Origin of the sequence: Vibrio sp. L5-1, from assembly GCF_021728315.1 — a bacterium.
GTDB lineage: Bacteria > Pseudomonadota > Gammaproteobacteria > Enterobacterales > Vibrionaceae > Vibrio > Vibrio splendidus_K.
The window spans coordinates 1,143,250-1,162,068 of the sequence record NZ_JAKKCQ010000002.1 but is presented as its reverse complement, the minus strand read 5'-3'; the positions used below and the strand labels follow the sequence as shown (position 1 = coordinate 1,162,068).

Genomic DNA, 18,819 nt, shown 5'->3' with positions numbered 1-18,819 from the left:
TATTTAAAATTGAAATGCAGCACATGTAACTTATGCTTTCGGTGTGTGGTGATATAAATATTCTTTTTGGGGTAGATCGCTGATCAAAATAGATAAAGCGAAAGATCAACCTATGATCTTCGATTGTGTGTACAGCTTATTTAGTGTGTTATTATTAACCAATAGTAAGCTTGCATAAGAACAAGCTGTACCCTATTACACAATTGAAAGCTTTAGTGAATGGAACAACAATTTTTATTAGAAGGCCATCGAGCCGTCAACAGTTTGCTGCGCAAGCTTGCTCTTGGGATGGATCGCAAAGATTTAAACCATAAGATCATTCAGCTTACCGAGCAGATTTTTGGGCAGCGCATGGCTTCAATTTTACTGCTCAACTCTGAGTCAAAGACTTTACACCTTGAATATGCCCCAAACCTGCCTGATTTTTACAATCAGCAGATAGAAGGGGTTGGGATTGGTGCAGGGATTGGTTCTTGTGGCGAGGCGGCTGCACTCAAGAAAGCAGTGATGGTCTCCAATATAAATACACACCCAAACTGGGCACCTTTCTTAGCCTTAACCAATCAAGCCAATTTACATGCCTGTTGGTCGGTACCTATCATCTCATCGCACGGTCATGTACTGGGTACCTTCGCCATTTATAGCCAGTACATATCTGAGCCGCATGAATTTGAGCTTGAGATCTTAGAGCTATTGGCCTCCCTATATTCGGTCGCACTAGAAAAGTTTGAACTGGAGAATCAGCTTAACTTTTTTGCTAATCGTGATTCTCTTACCCATTGCTTGAATCGTCGCGCATTGTTTAATGAAGCTGAGAAAGTGTTGGCTAAGCGATGTTTTGGTGACAAGGTTATGGCGTGTCTGTTTGTTGATGTCGATAAGTTCAAATCGATTAACGATACTTATGGTCATAGTTTTGGTGATGATGTGCTGTTGGCGGTTGCAAAAGTCCTCGATGAGGCTACCACAGCATGTGCCAAGATAGGGCGTTACGGTGGCGATGAGTTTGTGGTGTTCTCTTGCTTTGATGATCAAGAAAGCGTTGTTAGCTTCTACCACGACTTAGAGAAAGCACTGCAACAAGCGCTTTATATCAATGATGTGCAGTTCTCAGTGAGTGTTGGGTTGTCTTGTGAGAAAGAGCCTCAAGGATTAGACCAGTTGATCGCACAAGCTGATAAGAACATGTATCAAATCAAGCAAGCCAAGTCTCAGCGGTAGTAGATTGTAAAAATAGTAGTGAATTAGGAAATGCTAATGAGTGAAAATATCTGCCCTAAGTGCCAGTCTGATCTAACTTGGGATGGCAAGTATCACTGTGAAAGTTGTCAGGCTCACTTTACTAAAGTTGGGTTTTGCCCTGAGTGCAGTAGCCAACTTGAGAAGCTTCAAGCCTGTGGTGCGGCGAGCTATTTTTGTAATGCCGATTGCAACGAATTGAAGTCTAAGTCGAGAGTAAAATTCGAATTCCAACCAGCGGAATAGTCTTAAGCTACATGGTTTGAACGATTATCGTTGATGCTTTATCAAAGACCCAGTACCAAAGTGTTGGGTCTTTTTTGTATCTGATGAACAGGAATGTGTCATCTTGGTTCATTCTCATCGCCACTGCACCAGCATGAAACATAGTGACATGATCGCTATGCACTCCATTGGTGTTAGTTTCTTTTAACTTCCATCAATACAATTACTTATAAATAATTTTGTTGGTTTATAAGTTTGGCACTCTTCTTGTAACTCTGTAATTGAATAACAAAAATACAATTATGGAGTAATATCATGAACAAGGTGTTCAATTTATCGCTAGCTGCACTGTGTACAACACTTTCATTTTCTTCTGCAACAGTGCTTGCTGCTGATGAGACCATCAAGGTCGGTGTTCTACACTCACTCTCTGGCACTATGGCGATCAGTGAAACCACGCTAAAAGATACCGTGCTAATGCTTATCGAAGAGCAGAACAAAAAGGGCGGTTTGCTTGGCAAGAAGTTGGAACCTGTGGTTGTTGACCCTGCGTCAAACTGGCCGCTATTTGCAGAAAAAGCACGTGAGCTTATCGAAAAAGAGAAAGTGGATGTGGTGTTCGGTGGTTGGACATCGGTATCACGTAAATCCATGCTGCCTGTTTTTGAAGAACTTAACAGCATCCTTTTCTACCCAGTACAGTATGAAGGCGAAGAGTCTTCTAAAAACGTTTTCTACACCGGTGCCGCGCCAAACCAACAAGCGATCCCTGCAGTGGATTACTTGATGGAAGAGCTTGAAGTTGAGCGCTGGGTACTTGCAGGTACCGATTACGTTTATCCACGTACCACCAATAAGATCCTTGAAGCCTACCTAAAAGATAAAGGTGTCGCAGAAGAAGACATCATGATCAACTACACGCCATTTGGTCACTCTGATTGGCAATCTATCGTTTCAGACATCAAAAAGTTCGGCGAAGCAGGCAAGAAAACCGCTGTGGTTTCTACTGTGAATGGCGATGCGAACGTGCCTTTCTATAAAGAGCTAGGCGCTCAAGGCATTTCATCTGAAGACATCCCAGTTATCGCATTCTCCGTTGGTGAAGAAGAACTATCAGGTATGGACACAGAACCACTGGTAGGCCACCTAGCGGCATGGAACTACTTCATGAGTGTTGATACAGAACCCAATGAAGAGTTTGTTGAAACGTGGCAGTCGTTCATTAAAAGTGAAAAACGTGTCACCAATGACCCAATGGAAGCTCACTATGTTGGCTTCAACATGTGGGCTCAAGCGGTCACTAATGCGGGCACAACCGATCCTGAATCTGTGCAAGATGCCTTGATTGGTGTGTCTGTTCCAAATCTTTCTGGTGGCTACTCAACCATGCTGCCAAACCACCACATTACTAAACCAGTCCTGATCGGTGAGATCCAAGACGATGGTCAATTCGACATTGTTTGGGAAACCACTGGACTAGTGGCGGGTGATGCCTGGTCGAGTTACTTACCTGAATCGGCAAAACTGTTCTCTAGCTGGTCGAAGCCATTCTCATGTGGTGCGTTTAACGTCGAAACGAAGAAGTGTTCTGGCGGTAACTAGAGCGTTAAGTCAGGAATATTGAGCCTTCCTGTTTGGGAGAACGCCCTTGTTTAAGGGGCGAAGCGACCGGAAGGTTCATAGTTTCAGGTAACAACCACTATCCACACATCCTCCAAGTAAAAATAACAATATCTAACTTGGTTGGTTAAGGAAGCAGGGATGAAAAACGTATTAAACGTATTTAAGGCACTATTGCTCATGGCAGTCAGTGCTCAGTTGGCTTTTGCGGGAATAACGGATGAAGCTAGCTTTACCAAGGCGCTAGTTGGTAAGAAAACATCGGATAAAGAATTAGCTATTGATTGGGTGATTGAGACGCAAACGGAAGATGTGTCGAAACCTATTTTAGATGGCTGGTTAAACGGAAACCTTTACTACTTCAATGAGAAACAGAGCGAGCAGTACAAACAGCTCTACCTCATTCAAAACATCAAAACGGCAACGTCAGCTCAGTCAGTATGGACTGATTCAACGCTTAATATCGAGAATGCTAGACAGTTTAAAAAGGTTCGTGTGAATAACAAACTTCGCGGGATATTACGCGGGGAAATTGCTTCTATTGGACTGAACAGCGGCAACCCTGATGTGCGTTATAAAGCGGTTTTGGATTTGTTAGGAACCAAAGACGCTGACATTATCGAACGACTCACTGAACTCAGAACCAATGAATCAGATGGCAAAGTAGCTGAGCTAATGGATTTGTCGTTAGCGATTTCCACCTCTCTTAATAACAGTGCCACCATTGAAGATCGTGTGGCTTCAATTGAACGAGTTGGCGACTTCAAACACTCGGTCGTTCTGAAAACACTGAACCAACTACTGAACAGTGAGCAAGATCCAAGCATTACCGCTGCAGCAGAGCGTGCGATGGATAGCTATCAACAAAGCCAAGCACTCTATTCGGGTGTAGAAACGGTATTCTTCGGTTTGAGTTTAGGTTCGGTATTGGTGTTAGCGGGTATCGGCTTAGCGATCACTTTTGGTGTGATGGGTGTTATCAACATGGCTCATGGCGAGTTGATCATGATTGGCGCTTATACCACCTATGTCATGCAATTGTTGATGCCCAATCATATTGGTTTGGCACTGATACTCTCTATCCCTGCTGCGTTTATTGTTTCAGGTTTGGTGGGCATTGTGATCGAGCGAAGTGTGATTCGTCATCTTTATGGTCGCCCATTGGAAACCTTACTTGCGACCTTTGGTATCAGCTTGATCTTACAGCAAGCCGTTCGCTCGATTTTCTCTCCTTTGAACCGCTCAGTGAGTACACCTGAATGGATGTCTGGCGCACTTCAATTGAACCCAATGTTGTCCCTGACTTACAACCGACTTTATATCATCTTGTTCTGTGGTTTGGTGTTTATGGGCTTATTAATGGTTCTGAAAAAGACACCACTAGGCTTACAGGTTCGTGCGGTTTCTCAAAACCGTGGCATGGCTCGTGCGATGGGGATTCGTTCTGAGCGAGTTGATGCGATGACCTTCGGTTTAGGCTCTGGCGTCGCAGGTGTTGCGGGTGTAGCGCTTTCTCAACTGACTAACGTTGGCCCAAATATGGGGCAGGCGTACATCATCGACTCATTCATGGTGGTGGTATTCGGCGGGGTTGGCAACCTATGGGGCACACTAGTCGCAGGGCTCAGCCTTGGCTTATTTAATAAGATTTTAGAACCATGGGCTGGTGCGGTTCTCGCCAAAATTCTGGTACTGGTTTTCATCATTCTATTTATTCAAAAACGCCCACGCGGACTCTTCCCGCAACGTGGTCGTGCGGCTGAAGGTTAAGGACAACATCATGCAGTCAAAATCATTTGTACTTTCGGCAATGCGTGGTGACAAAGGTGGCCAACTGACCATCCTTGCCATTCTTGCGGCCGTCATTCTTATCCCACTGGCTAACACCATGTTACCAAGTGGGCACCCGCTCCATGTCGAGACTTTCACTATCTCGCTGATGGGTAAATACCTGAGCTACGCAATGTTGGCGTTGGCGCTCGATCTTGTGTGGGGCTATCTCGGAATCTTGAGCCTCGGCCACGGTGCTTTCTTTGCGCTTGGTGGTTATGCGATGGGCATGTACTTAATGCGTCAGATTGGTGACCGTGGGGTTTATGGTGATCCAATCCTGCCTGACTTTATGGTGTTCCTTGATTGGTCGGCGTTGCCGTGGTTCTGGCAGGGTTTTGATCAGTTCTGGTTCGCGTGCTTAATGGTGGTGTTGGTGCCGGGCGCATTGGCTTACTTGTTTGGTTACCTTGCTTTCCGCTCTCGCGTATCAGGGGTTTACCTTTCTATCATGACTCAGGCGTTAACTTACGCATTGATGCTGGCATTTTTCCGCAACGAGATGGGCTTTGGTGGTAACAATGGACTGACAGACTTCAAAGACATCATAGGTCTGAGCTTGCAGAGTGATGCGGTCAAGATAGGTCTGTTTGTCGCGACTGGTATTGCGCTTATTCTCAGCTACATCGCTTGTCGTATGGTGGTGACCAGTCGATTAGGTCGTGTGGCATTAGCGATTCGTGATACGGAATCACGTACTCGTTTTATGGGCTACGACGTCGATGGCATCAAGCTGTGGGTCTTCGTTCTTTCTGCTGTTATCGCGGGTATTGCTGGGGCTTTATATGTCCCTCAAGTTGGTATCATTAACCCGGGAGAATTTGCCCCGCTTAACTCGATTGAGATTGTGGTTTGGGTTGCATTAGGCGGTCGTGCCACTCTGTTTGGTGCCATTGTTGGGGCTCTGATCATCAACTACGCCAAGAGCTGGTTTACGGTTGAGTTCCCAGAGGTGTGGTTATTTGCTCTGGGTGGGCTATTCGTTCTTTCGACCATGTACTTCCCACAAGGTGTGATTGGTTTTGTCAGTGAAAAGTGGCGGCAGCTGCGCAAGGCATCGAATGGGAAAAACCAAGATAAAGATAAGGATGATCAGCACAAAGCCAAGGAGGTGATCGCATGACCACATTTAATAGCGTAAAGGAATCGGTTCAGGCGTTCACTCGTCGAGACCAAGTCTTTGATTACCTCAAACCCGATATTCATCCCGCCATCGATACCCGTCATAACGTGCTGTTGTATGTAGAAGGCGTTAACAAAAGCTTCGATGGTTTCCAAGCGATAAACGATCTGAACCTTTACATCAAAGAGGGAGAGCTTCGCTGCATCATCGGTCCTAATGGCGCAGGTAAAACCACCATGATGGACATCATCACAGGGAAAACTAAGCCGGACACTGGTGAAGTGTGGCTAGGTTCGAACATCAATCTACTCAAGATGAACGAAGCTGAAATTGCTAATGCAGGCGTTGGGCGTAAGTTCCAAAAACCGACCGTGATTGAGTGTTTAACCGTGTGGCAGAACCTTGAGTTAGCGATGGCCGGTGACCGCTCAGTGTGGGCAACTTTCATTGCTGTGATGTCTGGTGAGCAGAAAGACAAACTGACCTCGGTACTTGAGCTGATTCATTTAAAAGACGAAGCGGCGAATTTGGCAGGTAACCTGTCTCACGGTCAGAAACAGTGGTTAGAGATCGGCATGTTATTGATGCAAAACCCCAAGCTGTTGCTGGTGGATGAGCCCGTTGCAGGCATGACTCACCAAGAGATGGACCGTACCTCTGAGTTACTTAACTCACTAGCAGGCAAGCACTCGGTTGTGGTAGTCGAACACGATATGGACTTCGTGCGCTCCATTGCAAGCCATGTCACCGTGCTTCATCAAGGTCATGTGTTGGCCGAAGGCACTATGGATCAAGTGCAGGCTCACCCAGAAGTTAAACAAGTTTATCTCGGAGAATAGGATGCTAGAGGTTAAATCAGTTAATCAATATTACGGTGAGAGCCACACCTTGTGGGATTTAGACATGCAGATCCCAGAAGGCAAATGCACGGTATTGATGGGACGCAATGGCGTTGGTAAAACGACTCTTCTGCAATGCATCATGGGGCTAGTTAAAGTCAAAAGTGGTGACATTTCGTTATCGGGTGAATCGCTTTTGAAAACCGATGCCGAAGATCGTGCTCGCCAAGGAATCGGTTATGTGCCGCAGGGACGTCAGATCTTTCCGATGCTTACTGTGCAAGAAAATCTAGAAGTCGGTTTGCCGATTCGCGACAAGGGTGACCGTAAGATCCCAGAGTTTATCTTCGATATCTTCCCTGTATTAAAAGAGATGCTGCATCGACGTGGTGGCGACTTATCTGGTGGTCAGCAACAACAGCTCGCGATTGGTCGTGCGTTGGTGGTTAATCCTAAGCTATTGATCTTGGATGAACCGACAGAAGGTATTCAGCCCAATATCGTGCAAGAGATTGGCGACATCATTCGTATGCTCAACGAGAAGATGGGACTCACGGTTCTGCTTGTTGAGCAGAAGCTACCATTTGCGAGAAAGGTCGGTGACCGTTTTTGTATTCTCGACCGTGGGCGTCAGGTAGCAGAAGGTGAAATGAAAGGGCTTAATGAGTCCTTGATCAAGGAGTACCTGACCGTATGAGTGCTTTATTTTCTTTGAGCGAAGAAAGGGACGCTTCTCTAACCGAGGCTTTGTCTCTGAATGAAACCATCGAACAAGATATCCGAGACGGTTGGCAGGCGAGCTTAAACCTCACCTTTGTTGACCGTGGTGATAAAACCGTTTTAAAGAATCGTCAGCAGTCTGGTCCGCTTGCGGTGCAACGCCCCTTGTATCCTGATGGGGAAACGTGTCACACCTACTTACTTCATCCCCCCGGCGGAGTCGTAGGTGGTGACACACTCAATATTGAAGCGACCATCGAAAGCGGTGCACATGCGTTGATCACCACACCCGGTGCGACCAAGTTTTATCGTTCTAATAATAAGTACGCCAAGCAGAAGCAGACACTGCGAGTGAAGAAAGATGCACGCTTAGAATGGATGCCGCAAGAGAACATTTTTTTCCCTAATGCACACGTACGTTTAGACACTGAAATTCGGCTAGAAAAGGGTGCACAGTTTTGGGGTTGGGAGATGCACTGTTTTGGGCGACCTGCACAGAATGAGGGATTCGAGCATGGTCACCTTGTTGGGAAAACGGAAATCTATCTTGATAATCAAAGGCTTCTCACCGAAGGTTTTAATTTTCATGGTGGCGATAAGCTCATGATAAATATGGGGTTACTTGATTTTTCAATGATGGGTACCTTTTATATTACGTCAAATGAGAAGCAAGATTTAGAGTTGGTACAGAGCTTGCTCTTATCTATTACACAGCAAGCTTCACAGCAATCAGTTACATCGAAAATGCCGAATGAGCCCACATTAATAATGGGTGCGACGCAAATCGAGGGATTGATTGTGGTGCGAGCCTTGGGTAATTGGAGTGAAGACATCCTCCAAGCCTTTGGTCAGATATGGCAAGCAACTCGCTCTCATTTGTGTGGTACGACTCCTGATTTACCAAGGATTTGGGCGACTTAGCGATTAGCCCTATTTGTACCGAGGGCGACTTCCGGCCCTCGGTACATTTTTTCAAGCTTGCTGTGATTGAATCCCACTTACTGCTCATGTGTTTCTGAGCAATAAGAAAACAACACTAACAGCGGGCGTCTAAATGGAATTAACACCAAGAGAAAAAGATAAGCTACTTATCTTCTGCGCAGGAATGCTGGCACAGCAGCGCAAACAAAAAGGCTTAAAACTCAACTATCCAGAATCTATTGCACTGATCAGCAGTGCCATTCTCGAAGGTGCCCGCGAGGGTAAAACCGTTTCAGAGTTGATGGATTTTGGACGCACACTGCTTACTGTCGATGACGTTATGGAGGGGATCCCTTCTATGATCCCTGATGTACAAGTCGAAGCCACTTTTCCTGATGGCACCAAGTTGGTGACCGTTCATGAACCTATCGTGTAGGGAGAAGTAATATGGCTGGTTCCACAAAAAAATACTCAGGATTCGTTCCCGGCAAAGTAGAAACCGCTCCCGGTGACATCACCTTAAATGAAGGCCGTGAGACGACGTCCGTTAAGGTGCAAAACATTGGCGATCGTCCTGTTCAAATTGGCTCTCATTACCACTTCTATGAAGCAAACCCTTCGCTGATCTTTGACCGAGAAGCCACTAAAGGCTTTCGACTCAATATTCCTGCTGGTACTGCAACCCGCTTTGAGCCGGGTCAGTCGCGCAGCGTCGAGTTAGTGCGTTACGCCGGTAAATTAGAGATCTATGGCTTCCAAGGAAAGGTGATGGGCAAGCTTTAAGCGCTCTTCACGGAAATAATTAAAACAACAAAGGATTGATCATGGCGACGATATCCAGACAGGCTTACGCCGAAATGTTCGGGCCAACAGTTGGAGACCGAGTGCGTCTTGCTGACACCGATTTATGGCTAGAAGTTGAAAAGGATTACACCGTATACGGCGACGAAGTGAAGTTCGGCGGCGGTAAAGTTATCCGTGATGGACAAGGGCAAAGCCAACGTCCAAGTGCCGAAACTCCAGATTTGGTGATCACTAATGCGATTGTATTAGACTACTGGGGCATCGTGAAAGCCGATGTCGCAATTAAAGGTGGGCGAGTTCTGGCATTAGGCAAAGCGGGTAACCCAGATGTTCAACCGGGTGTTGATATTGTGATTGGTCCGGGCACCGAAATTTTAGCGGGTGAAGGCTCTATTCTGACGGCAGGTGGCATTGATTCACACATCCACTTTATTTGCCCGCAACAAATTGAAGAAGCGCTAGCGTCGGGTGTGACAACCATGATTGGCGGTGGCACTGGGCCAAATACGGGTACCAACGCAACCACATGTACGCCGGGGCCTTGGAACATGCACCGCATGCTGGAATCACTCGATCAATTCCCAATGAACTTTGGTTTGCTCGGTAAGGGTAATGCCAGCCAACCGGAAGCTCTACGTGAACAAGTCGCCGCAGGCGCAGTCGGTTTGAAGTTACACGAAGACTGGGGAACCACACCTGCGTCAATCGATACCTGCTTGAGCGTTGCTGACGAGATGGACGTACAAGTTGCGATTCATACCGATACCTTGAATGAATCTGGCTTTGTTGAATCGACACTTGGCGCAATCGGCGACCGCGTGATTCATACCTATCACACCGAAGGTGCGGGCGGTGGTCATGCTCCTGATATTATTCGTGCTGCAGGTGAGCCGAACGTTCTGCCTTCTTCAACTAACCCAACACGACCTTACACCATAAACACCGTCGATGAGCATTTGGACATGTTGATGGTATGTCACCACCTTTCCCCGTCTATTGCTGAAGATGTGGCGTTCGCCGAGTCGCGTATTCGTCGTGAAACCATTGCCGCTGAAGACATTCTTCATGATTTAGGCGCGTTCTCTATGATCGCTTCGGATTCTCAAGCGATGGGGCGAGTGGGTGAAGTAATAACTCGAACTTGGCAAACTGCGCACAAGATGAAAGTACAGCGTGGCAGCCTAAAAGAAGATTCTGACTACAGCGATAACTTCCGTCTAAGACGTTACGTCGCTAAGTACACCATCAACCCTGCGATTACTCATGGCATGTCGCATGAAATCGGTTCTATTGAAGCGGGGAAATTAGCTGACTTAGTGTTGTGGAAGCCCGCTTTCTTTGGTGTGAAACCCAGTGTGATTTTGAAAGGCGGCATGATCGCCATGGCGCCGATGGGTGATCCCAATGCTTCTATCCCAACCCCTCAGCCAGTTCACTATCGCTCTATGTTTGGTAGCTATGGCAAGGCGTGTCAGAACACATCGATGTTGTTTGTCTCTAAGGAAGCCAAAGCGCAGAACATTGATAAGCAGTTGGGTCTGCAGAGCTTGATTGGCGTAGTGAGCAACTGCAGAAACATCAGCAAAGCCGACATGAAACTCAATGATTGGATGCCGAAGATTGAGGTGGATTCTCAGACGTACCAAGTGCGCGCCGATGGTGAATTACTGACGTGTGAGCCTGCTGAGGAACTGCCAATGGCTCAGCGATACTTTCTATTTTAAGAGCTCGGCTGAAGGCTCTTGTTTTAAGGCTTAGCTGAGGGGGCTCATTTTAACTCTGAGCTGAAGACTCCTAATTTAAACGTTATAAATCTCACAAGGAGATTGAGGTAATAGCATGATTGAACTGACTCAACTGAATACTCAAATACAAAATGCACCGGACGGCTACTTGAGCCTACCGATCGATAGCCGCATCAAAAGCCGTCTTAAGGTGATGCTCGATGACGGGCGCAATGCAGGGCTGTTTCTACCACGAGGTCATATCTTGCGTGGCGGTGAACAACTCTCAAGTGAATGCGGCTTGGTCGTGGAAGTGAAAGCGGCACCTGAAACCGTTTCGACGGTTTACTGTGAAGACCTGCTCCTGTTAACGCGAGTGGCGTACCACCTTGGCAACCGACATGTTCCGTTGCAGGTGGAAGCGGGCTGGGTTCGTTATCAACACGACCATGTTTTGGATGAAATGGTTGAAGGCTTAGGCGCTAAAGTGACTACCGAGAAACAACCGTTTGAACCAGAAGGCGGCGCTTATGGCGGTCGCTCAGGTGGTCATCATCACCATCATTAATCGAGTCATTGATGACTCAAAAAAACATTGATTTAAACACCAACGATATTAATAACAATAATACCAATCATAGTAAGTAAGTGATCAACAATAGCGCAGAAAAAAGGCTTGAGAACAAGGCATAATTTTTCGATAAGTAGTTATTCTACAATCAAAAATTATAACGCAGTTATCGAGCATTTTAGCAAGCTAGGGTGAGCAATTATTTACTACGATTGGTATAAAGCAAGGAACTCGCGATGAACTTTAAAACAGCTGCAGGCTTATGCACTTTCACAATAGCTTCTCTAACAACATCAACATTGGCTTTAGCTCACCCAGGGCATGGAGCGCACTCGGTTCATGAGTCTCACTCGTTTATGTCTGGCTTAACTCACCCTGTGACTGGTATGGATCACCTGATCATGCTGATCGCTTTTGGTCTATTAATTGGCGCACTGTCGTTTTCAACCAAGATAAAAGCCGCTCTGATTGGCGGTGGATTGGCGTCTTTAGTGGTAGGGCTTATTGCAGGCCAAGCCTTAGGTTTCTCTGTAATTGTTGAGCCAGCCATTATCGCTTCTCTGTTCGTCGTCAGCTTATGTTTATGGCACGTGTTCTCACCATCAACCAAGCGTGTAAACAGCGTATTAGTCGCTTCTATTGCTATGCTGTTTTTCCATGGTTACGCACACGGTGTTGAAGCCGCGAGCAATCTGACTCAATTTGCAACCGGTATGAGCATCAGTGCTCTGGCATTAATGGTTATCGGTACTTTTGTTGGCCGCGCGGTTTACTCTAAATGGATGTCGGTCGGTGTGGCTTCAGCAAGCGCACTATTGCTGTTAGGCGCGTAAGCTCTCGAACTTTTTGATTCTAGAAGACAGAGAGCAAGAGTATGACCACAACAGAAAATGTCGCCATTTATCGTCTCTTTCAATTGATCAGTCCATCGTTGCCGATTGGTGGTTTCACTTATTCGCAAGGCTTAGAGTTAGCGGTTGAAGCGGGGTGGGTAACCAATCGCGATAGCATGGAACAGTGGCTTAATACCATTGTCAGTTCCAGTGTCGCGACCTTGGAATTACCCATCTTAGAGCGTCTTTATCATGCTCTAGAAAAGGGTGAAATCGATGAGATTGAGCATTGGTGTAACTACTTATACTCAAGCCGCGAAACCAGTGAATTACGAGCGGAAGAAAAGCAGCGCGGGCATGCATTGAACACCTTGTTGAAGCGCTTAGATATCGATATTTCGCTGGTGGATTCTGTTGATAGTCATCCAAACCAATTGTTGGGCATGTGTATGGCGGCTCAGCATTGGGGCATTGATTTAGAAAGTCTCAAGCAAGGTTACTTATGGAGCTGGCTTGAAAATATCGTTACCGCAGGCGTGAAACTGGTGCCTTTGGGACAAACCGATGGGCAGTTGGCATTGATTAATATCACCAACACGTTTCCCGAGATCATTGAGAAAGCACGCACGATAGAAGATTGGATGATAGGCAGCTTTTCGCCTTCGATGGCATTAGCGAGCTCACTGCACGAAACACAATATACGCGACTATTTCGTTCGTAGCGGTTAGCACGAGCGATGTAGCAAAAAGAATATAAGGAAGTAGACAATGGAAAGTTATAAGCAACCCCTTCGAATTGGTATTGGCGGCCCGGTAGGCTCTGGTAAAACAGCGTTATTAGAAGTGCTATGTAAAGCGATTCGCGACAAGCTCAACATTGCGGTGGTAACCAACGACATCTACACCCAAGAAGATGCCAAGATACTTACGCGAGCAGAGGCTCTAGAACCGGATCGTATTATTGGTGTAGAAACGGGTGGCTGTCCGCACACTGCGATTCGTGAAGATGCCTCGATGAACCTCGCGGCAGTAGAAGAGCTGGCTAAGTTACACAAGAACCTCGATGTGGTATTCGTCGAAAGCGGTGGTGACAACCTGAGTGCCACGTTCAGTCCTGAATTAGCCGACCTTACTATCTATGTAATCGATGTGGCGGAAGGGGAGAAGATCCCACGTAAAGGCGGGCCGGGTATTACACGATCGGATCTGTTGGTTATCAATAAAATCGATTTAGCGCCGTATGTTGGAGCGTCGCTTGAGGTAATGGAGCAAGACACGCAGCGCATGCGACCAACCAAGCCATATGTGTTCACCAACCTAAAAGAGAGCCAAGGCTTAGATTTCATCATCAACTTTATTGTGACGGAAGGGATGCTCACCATGAAGGAGCCTTCTACGGCTGAGTAGGATTTGAATCAGGTCGTTTCTTTTGAAGCCAGTAGATACAAAAAAGCCCTGTCGATTATTCGATAGGGCTTTCTGGTTTTAAATGATTTTTAACGTCCTAGTTGAATCTAAAGCTCGCTCTTCGCGACTCTTGTTGTCACTTGCGATTCAATCACGCCATCTTCAACTTGAGTGGTGATCACTTCACCCACCTCAACATCATTAATCGATGACACGGTCTTGCTCGATGCTGAATGAGTAATGCTGTAGCCACGCTTTAGGGTTGCAAGTGGACTAACGGTCTCTAACTTCTCGGCAGCCATGGCTAGCTGGTGGCGAGTGGTTAGCAGTGTTTTATCCATTGCATCCAATAGCTTTTGCTCTGAACGTTGCAGATGCAGTTTTTGTTCACCAAGGCGCTTTACTGGTGAGTTCAGCTGAAGTTGGTGCTGCTTACGCTCAACACGCTGTGCATGCTGCTTTAAGTATTGAGTCATACCACGACGCAAACGCATGTCTAAGTCATCAAGCTGCTGACTCTGCTTTTGCAGTTGGTAGCTCGGGTGTTGTTTCTCTAAGCGGTATTTCAACGTTTGAGTTGATTGCGCTTGTTTGATTAACACATGACGAATCGCACTCACTAAACGAGCACGTTTAGAGGCATAAGCTTGTTCTTTATGACTATTGTCACGGCTAACCAATTCAGCGGCTGCTGATGGCGTTGGAGCACGCATATCTGCGACGAAATCGGCGATAGTGACATCAACTTCGTGGCCAACGGCGCTGATGATCGGGATCTGACTTGCTGCAATGGTGCGAGCAACGATCTCGTTATTGAAGCACCATAAGTCTTCTAATGAACCGCCGCCACGCCCCACGATCAATACATCACATTCGTTGCGCTCATTGGCACGTCCAATCGCTTGAGCGATCTGAATCGAAGCTCCTTCACCTTGTACCATGGTTGGATACACGATGACTGGCAATGACGGGTCGCGTCTTTTCAGTACATCGAGAATATCGAAGAGGGCTGCGCCGGTTTTCGAGGTGATGACACCAACGCACTTAGGATGTTCTGGCAGAGTTTGTTTACTGGACTGAGCAAATAGCCCTTCTGCAGCGAGGTTCATCTTCAGCTTTTCAAACTCTTGCTGAAGTTTACCATCACCTTCTGGCTGCATGCTTTCAATGATTAGTTGATAGTCACCACGTGGCTCATAAAGAGAAAGACGAGCTTTGACTAGAACTTGATTACCGTTCTGAGGCTTAAAAGTCACACGACGGTTATTGCCACGAAACATAGCGCACTTAACTTGAGCGCGAGAGTCTTTAAGCGTGAGGTACCAGTGACCAGAGACAGGTGCAGAGAAATTTGAGATTTCACCAACGAGCCAGACTATTCCCATTTCGTTTTCTAATAGGAGACGAACCTCTGAGTTGAGGCGAGAAACAGTAAAGATGTTTGGATTAGTCATAGAAGCACTATCTTTCCTTGAAGGAAGGTCTTTCTTGGAATCTCACAGGGCGTGAGTATGGAAGATAGCGGCAATATAATACATAGCAAGGGGGTAAATGCAAATTAAAAATACAAAAAATGTGTAGCCAAGCGATTTCGTTGGCCGTATAATCCGTCCGCAATATCTAATCCAAATGCAGTTTGATTTTCCTTAATTGGCTGCCCTCATTAGGCGAAACGATGAGATTGGATTGTTTCTTTTTACTCCTATTATTGTGAGATATTGCAAATGCTAAGAATTGCCAAAGAAGCGCTGACATTCGACGACGTACTGCTAGTGCCAGCACACTCCACCGTTCTCCCTAATACAGCTGATCTTCGCACTCAGCTGACGAAGAATATTTCCCTAAACATCCCAATGATCTCTGCATCGATGGATACTGTGACAGAAGCTCGCCTAGCGATTGCACTGGCACAAGAAGGCGGAATAGGCTTCATTCATAAGAACATGTCTATTGAACAGCAAGCTGAAATGGTTCGCCAGGTTAAAATTTACGAAGCAGGTGTGGTTTCTCACCCTGTGACTGTAAACCCTGACGCGACAATCGCTGATGTTGTAGCCCTTACTCAAAAACACGGCTTCGCCGGTTTCCCTGTTGTTACTGAAACAAACGAACTTGTTGGTATTATTACTGGCCGTGACGTTCGCTTTGTGACTGACCTTTCTAAGAAAGTTGACGTAGTAATGACGCCTAAAGCTCGCCTTGCTTCTGTTAAAGAAGGTGCAACTCGTGAAGAAGTTCAAGAGAAAATGCACGAAGCGCGTGTTGAAAAAGTTCTTGTTGTAAATGATGACTTCCAACTAACTGGAATGATCACTGCGAAAGATTTCCATAAAGCAGAACGTAAACCAAACGCTTGTAAAGATGAGCGCGGCAGCCTACGTGTAGGTGCAGCTGTTGGTGCTGGTGCTGGTAACGAAGAGCGCGTTGCTGCTCTTGTTGAAGCTGGCGTAGACGTTCTACTTATCGACTCTTCACACGGTCACTCTGAAGGCGTACTTAACCGTATCCGTGATACGCGTGCTGCATACCCTGATCTACAAATCATCGGTGGTAACGTAGCAACTGGCGCTGGCGCTCGTGCTCTTATCGAAGCGGGTGTTAGTGCGGTTAAAGTAGGTATCGGCCCGGGTTCAATCTGTACGACTCGTATCGTTACTGGTGTTGGTGTTCCTCAAGTAACAGCAATCGCAGACGCAGCTGAAGTGGCTAACGAATACGGTATTCCAGTAATCGCAGATGGCGGCATTCGCTTCTCTGGCGATATCTGTAAAGCTATCGTTGCTGGCGCATCTTGTGTGATGGTTGGTTCAATGTTCGCGGGTACTGAAGAAGCACCGGGTGAAGTTATCCTTTACAACGGTCGTTCTTACAAGTCTTACCGTGGTATGGGCTCTCTTGGCGCTATGTCTCAAGGTTCTTCTGACCGTTACTTCCAATCTGACAACGCTGCAGACAAGCTTGTTCCAGAAGGTATTGAAGGTCGTATCGCATACAAAGGTCGTCTAAAAGAGATCGTTCACCAACAGATGGGCGGCTTACGCTCAAGCATGGGCCTAACGGGTTCTGCAACTGTTGAAGATATGCGTACTAAAGCTGAGTTTGTTCGTATCTCTGGTGCGGGCATGAAAGAATCTCACGTACACGATGTTCAAATCACGAAAGAAGCACCTAACTACCGTTTAGGTTAATAATACGTCCAAACGTTTGAATAATGTGCTGATTTAGTCGGCACATTATTTTATCTACCGTCTGTTTTGTTAAAAGTCCGATTTTCTCAAAGCACGTGGTTAAAGATAACCAACGAAAACGTTTGCTTTATTTCTTGAAGAGTTAATCAGAGGTGAGTAAACTCGCCTCCGTTTTATCACATAGCCAATAAGACTGCTTACAATGACTAAAAATATTCATGACCAACGTATTCTAATTCTGGACTTCGGTTCTCAATACACACAGCTAGTAGCTCGTCGTATTCGTGAGATCGGTGTTTACTGTGAACTTTGGAGCTGGGACGTAGAAGAAGCGGATATTCGTGAATTCAATCCAGACGGTATCATCCTATCTGGTGGCCCTGAAAGTGTTACGGAAGAGAATTCTCCACGTGCACCTCAGTACGTATTTGATTCAGGTGTTCCTGTCTTCGGTATCTGCTACGGCATGCAAACGATGGCTGAGCAACTTGGCGGTAAAGTAGCAACGTCTACTGAGCGCGAGTTCGGCTACGCAGCAGTACAAGTAACGGGTGAATCTGCACTTTTCGCTGACCTTGAGACGACTCAAGATGTTTGGATGAGCCACGGTGACAAAGTGGTTGAAATCCCTGCTGATTTTACAAAAATCGCAGAGACAGACACTTGCCCATACGCAGCAATGGCAAACGAAGATAAGAAATACTACGGTGTTCAATTCCACCCAGAAGTAACGCACACTAAAAACGGCCTAAAAATGCTTGAGAACTTCGTTCTTAACGCGTGTGGTTGTGAAGGTCTGTGGACTTCAGCGTCTATCATTGAAGATGCAGTTGCACGTATTAAAGAGCAAGTAGGTGACGACGAAGTCATCCTTGGTCTTTCTGGTGGTGTTGATTCATCTGTAGTTGCGATGCTTGCTCACCGCGCTATCGGCGACAAACTAACATGTGTATTTGTTGATAACGGCCTTCTTCGTTTAAACGAAGGCGAGCAGGTTATGGACATGTTTGGTGACAAATTCGGCCTTAACATCATTAAAGTTGATGCTGAAGATCGTTTCCTTAACGCTCTGGAAGGCGAAGCTGAACCAGAAGCGAAACGTAAGATCATCGGTCACGTATTCGTAGATATCTTCGACGAAGAGTCTAAGAAACTGAAGAATGCTAAATGGCTTGCTCAGGGTACTATCTACCCAGACGTAATCGAGTCTGCAGCATCTAAGACTGGCAAAGCACACGTAATCAAATCTCACCACAACGTTGGTGGCCTTCCTGATGATATGGAAATGGGCCTTGTTGAGCCTCTACGTGAACTGTTTAAAGATGAAGTACGTAAGATCGGCCTAGAGCTTGGTCTTCCATACAATATGCTTTACCGCCACCCATTCCCGGGTCCAGGTCTAGGTGTTCGTGTACTTGGCGAAGTGAAGAAAGAGTACTGTGATTTACTGCGTCGTGCTGATGCTATCTTCATTGAAGAGCTTCATGCTGCTGACCTTTACCACAAAGTGTCTCAAGCATTCACGGTATTCCTACCTGTACGTTCAGTTGGCGTAATGGGCGATGGCCGTAAGTACGATTGGGTTGTATCTCTACGTGCAGTAGAAACTATCGATTTCATGACTGCTCACTGGGCACACCTACCATACGACTTCCTAGGTAAGGTTTCTAACCGTATTATCAACGAAGTTAACGGTATTTCGCGTGTTGTTTACGATATTTCTGGTAAGCCACCAGCAACTATCGAGTGGGAATAATCTCTTAGAGATTTAACCA

18 protein-coding genes are annotated in these 18,819 nt (G+C 46.3%); 17 read left to right on the top strand and 1 reads right to left on the bottom strand.

Annotated features, from left to right (window positions below):
- Nucleotides 1-219: 219 nt before the first annotated feature.
- From L3V35_RS12065 to ureG, 15 genes are all read left to right on the top strand, one after another.
- Nucleotides 220-1,221, top strand: coding sequence for a sensor domain-containing diguanylate cyclase (locus tag L3V35_RS12065; RefSeq protein ID WP_054548095.1), 1,002 nt, complete (start codon nt 220-222; stop codon nt 1,219-1,221).
- 36 nt (nt 1,222-1,257) lie between these two features.
- Nucleotides 1,258-1,485: a zinc ribbon domain-containing protein gene (locus tag L3V35_RS12060; RefSeq protein ID WP_054548094.1), complete on the top strand. Its 228-nt coding sequence runs from the start codon at nt 1,258-1,260 to the stop codon at nt 1,483-1,485.
- Nucleotides 1,486-1,779: 294 nt separating this feature from the next.
- Nucleotides 1,780-3,066, top strand: a complete 1,287-nt coding sequence (gene urtA, locus L3V35_RS12055) for an urea ABC transporter substrate-binding protein (RefSeq protein ID WP_237299836.1) — start codon at nt 1,780-1,782, stop codon at nt 3,064-3,066.
- Nucleotides 3,067-3,225: 159 nt separating this feature from the next.
- Nucleotides 3,226-4,854, top strand: coding sequence for an urea ABC transporter permease subunit UrtB (gene urtB, locus L3V35_RS12050; protein ID WP_237299834.1), 1,629 nt, complete (start codon nt 3,226-3,228; stop codon nt 4,852-4,854).
- Between the two features lie 10 nt (nt 4,855-4,864).
- On the top strand, nt 4,865-6,037 hold the full coding sequence (gene urtC / locus L3V35_RS12045) for an urea ABC transporter permease subunit UrtC (RefSeq protein WP_237299833.1): 1,173 nt from the start codon (nt 4,865-4,867) through the stop codon (nt 6,035-6,037).
- A complete protein-coding gene (urtD, locus tag L3V35_RS12040) occupies nt 6,034-6,876 on the top strand; it encodes an urea ABC transporter ATP-binding protein UrtD (RefSeq protein WP_237299831.1) in 843 nt (280 codons plus the stop codon). The genes urtC and urtD overlap by 4 nt, the downstream gene beginning before the upstream one ends.
- Before the next feature lies 1 nt (nt 6,877).
- Nucleotides 6,878-7,573 (top strand): urea ABC transporter ATP-binding subunit UrtE, encoded by a 696-nt coding sequence (urtE, locus tag L3V35_RS12035; RefSeq protein ID WP_010440573.1) that lies wholly within the window; start codon nt 6,878-6,880, stop codon nt 7,571-7,573.
- Complete coding sequence (locus tag L3V35_RS12030) at nt 7,570-8,517, top strand: urease accessory protein UreD (protein ID WP_237299829.1); 948 nt, start codon at nt 7,570-7,572, stop codon at nt 8,515-8,517. The genes urtE and L3V35_RS12030 overlap by 4 nt, the downstream gene beginning before the upstream one ends.
- 133 nt (nt 8,518-8,650) lie before the next feature.
- A complete protein-coding gene (gene ureA / locus L3V35_RS12025; protein WP_004735119.1) occupies nt 8,651-8,953 on the top strand; it encodes an urease subunit gamma in 303 nt (100 codons plus the stop codon).
- 11 nt (nt 8,954-8,964) lie between these two features.
- The gene (locus tag L3V35_RS12020) at nt 8,965-9,300 is read left to right on the top strand and encodes an urease subunit beta (RefSeq protein ID WP_237299827.1); all 336 of its coding nucleotides are present in this window, start codon (nt 8,965-8,967) and stop codon (nt 9,298-9,300) included.
- 41 nt (nt 9,301-9,341) lie between these two features.
- Complete coding sequence (gene ureC / locus L3V35_RS12015; protein WP_237299797.1) at nt 9,342-11,045, top strand: urease subunit alpha; 1,704 nt, start codon at nt 9,342-9,344, stop codon at nt 11,043-11,045.
- 115 nt (nt 11,046-11,160) lie between these two features.
- Nucleotides 11,161-11,613: an urease accessory protein UreE gene (gene ureE, locus L3V35_RS12010; RefSeq protein WP_004735122.1), complete on the top strand. Its 453-nt coding sequence runs from the start codon at nt 11,161-11,163 to the stop codon at nt 11,611-11,613.
- Between the two features lie 239 nt (nt 11,614-11,852).
- Nucleotides 11,853-12,449: a HupE/UreJ family protein gene (locus L3V35_RS12005; RefSeq protein ID WP_237299795.1), complete on the top strand. Its 597-nt coding sequence runs from the start codon at nt 11,853-11,855 to the stop codon at nt 12,447-12,449.
- A 41-nt stretch (nt 12,450-12,490) separates the two neighbouring features.
- Nucleotides 12,491-13,171 (top strand): urease accessory UreF family protein, encoded by a 681-nt coding sequence (locus L3V35_RS12000; RefSeq protein ID WP_237299794.1) that lies wholly within the window; start codon nt 12,491-12,493, stop codon nt 13,169-13,171.
- Between the two features lie 46 nt (nt 13,172-13,217).
- A complete protein-coding gene (gene ureG, locus L3V35_RS11995; protein WP_050651463.1) occupies nt 13,218-13,856 on the top strand; it encodes an urease accessory protein UreG in 639 nt (212 codons plus the stop codon).
- Nucleotides 13,857-13,963: 107 nt separating this feature from the next.
- On the opposite strand, the gene xseA is transcribed toward ureG, so the two are convergent.
- Nucleotides 13,964-15,310 carry an exodeoxyribonuclease VII large subunit gene (gene xseA, locus L3V35_RS11990; RefSeq protein WP_102326951.1) on the bottom strand — a complete coding sequence of 449 codons (1,347 nt, stop codon included), beginning with the start codon at nt 15,308-15,310 and terminating at the stop codon, nt 13,964-13,966.
- Between the two features lie 270 nt (nt 15,311-15,580).
- Here xseA and guaB point away from each other — a divergent pair, with 270 nt between their 5' ends.
- Together guaB and guaA are read left to right on the top strand one after the other, a co-directional pair.
- Nucleotides 15,581-17,044 (top strand): IMP dehydrogenase, encoded by a 1,464-nt coding sequence (gene guaB, locus L3V35_RS11985; RefSeq protein WP_004735127.1) that lies wholly within the window; start codon nt 15,581-15,583, stop codon nt 17,042-17,044.
- A gap of 202 nt (nt 17,045-17,246) precedes the next feature.
- Nucleotides 17,247-18,800 carry a glutamine-hydrolyzing GMP synthase gene (gene guaA / locus L3V35_RS11980; protein ID WP_065206933.1) on the top strand — a complete coding sequence of 518 codons (1,554 nt, stop codon included), beginning with the start codon at nt 17,247-17,249 and terminating at the stop codon, nt 18,798-18,800.
- Nucleotides 18,801-18,819: the final 19 nt, after the last annotated feature.

Bases quoted from the DNA above. Each gene is read 5' to 3' on its own strand.
- L3V35_RS12065 (WP_054548095.1), top strand. From the start codon at position 220: ATGGAACAACAATTTTTATTAGAAGGCCATCGAGCCGTCAACAGTTTG.
- L3V35_RS12060 (WP_054548094.1), top strand. From the start codon at position 1,258: ATGAGTGAAAATATCTGCCCTAAGTGCCAGTCTGATCTAACTTGGGAT.
- urtA (WP_237299836.1), top strand. From the start codon at position 1,780: ATGAACAAGGTGTTCAATTTATCGCTAGCTGCACTGTGTACAACACTT.
- urtB (WP_237299834.1), top strand. From the start codon at position 3,226: ATGAAAAACGTATTAAACGTATTTAAGGCACTATTGCTCATGGCAGTC.
- urtC (WP_237299833.1), top strand. From the start codon at position 4,865: ATGCAGTCAAAATCATTTGTACTTTCGGCAATGCGTGGTGACAAAGGT.
- urtD (WP_237299831.1), top strand. From the start codon at position 6,034: ATGACCACATTTAATAGCGTAAAGGAATCGGTTCAGGCGTTCACTCGT.
- urtE (WP_010440573.1), top strand. From the start codon at position 6,878: ATGCTAGAGGTTAAATCAGTTAATCAATATTACGGTGAGAGCCACACC.
- L3V35_RS12030 (WP_237299829.1), top strand. From the start codon at position 7,570: ATGAGTGCTTTATTTTCTTTGAGCGAAGAAAGGGACGCTTCTCTAACC.
- ureA (WP_004735119.1), top strand. From the start codon at position 8,651: ATGGAATTAACACCAAGAGAAAAAGATAAGCTACTTATCTTCTGCGCA.
- L3V35_RS12020 (WP_237299827.1), top strand. From the start codon at position 8,965: ATGGCTGGTTCCACAAAAAAATACTCAGGATTCGTTCCCGGCAAAGTA.
- ureC (WP_237299797.1), top strand. From the start codon at position 9,342: ATGGCGACGATATCCAGACAGGCTTACGCCGAAATGTTCGGGCCAACA.
- ureE (WP_004735122.1), top strand. From the start codon at position 11,161: ATGATTGAACTGACTCAACTGAATACTCAAATACAAAATGCACCGGAC.
- L3V35_RS12005 (WP_237299795.1), top strand. From the start codon at position 11,853: ATGAACTTTAAAACAGCTGCAGGCTTATGCACTTTCACAATAGCTTCT.
- L3V35_RS12000 (WP_237299794.1), top strand. From the start codon at position 12,491: ATGACCACAACAGAAAATGTCGCCATTTATCGTCTCTTTCAATTGATC.
- ureG (WP_050651463.1), top strand. From the start codon at position 13,218: ATGGAAAGTTATAAGCAACCCCTTCGAATTGGTATTGGCGGCCCGGTA.
- xseA (WP_102326951.1), bottom strand. From the start codon at position 15,310: ATGACTAATCCAAACATCTTTACTGTTTCTCGCCTCAACTCAGAGGTT.
- guaB (WP_004735127.1), top strand. From the start codon at position 15,581: ATGCTAAGAATTGCCAAAGAAGCGCTGACATTCGACGACGTACTGCTA.
- guaA (WP_065206933.1), top strand. From the start codon at position 17,247: ATGACTAAAAATATTCATGACCAACGTATTCTAATTCTGGACTTCGGT.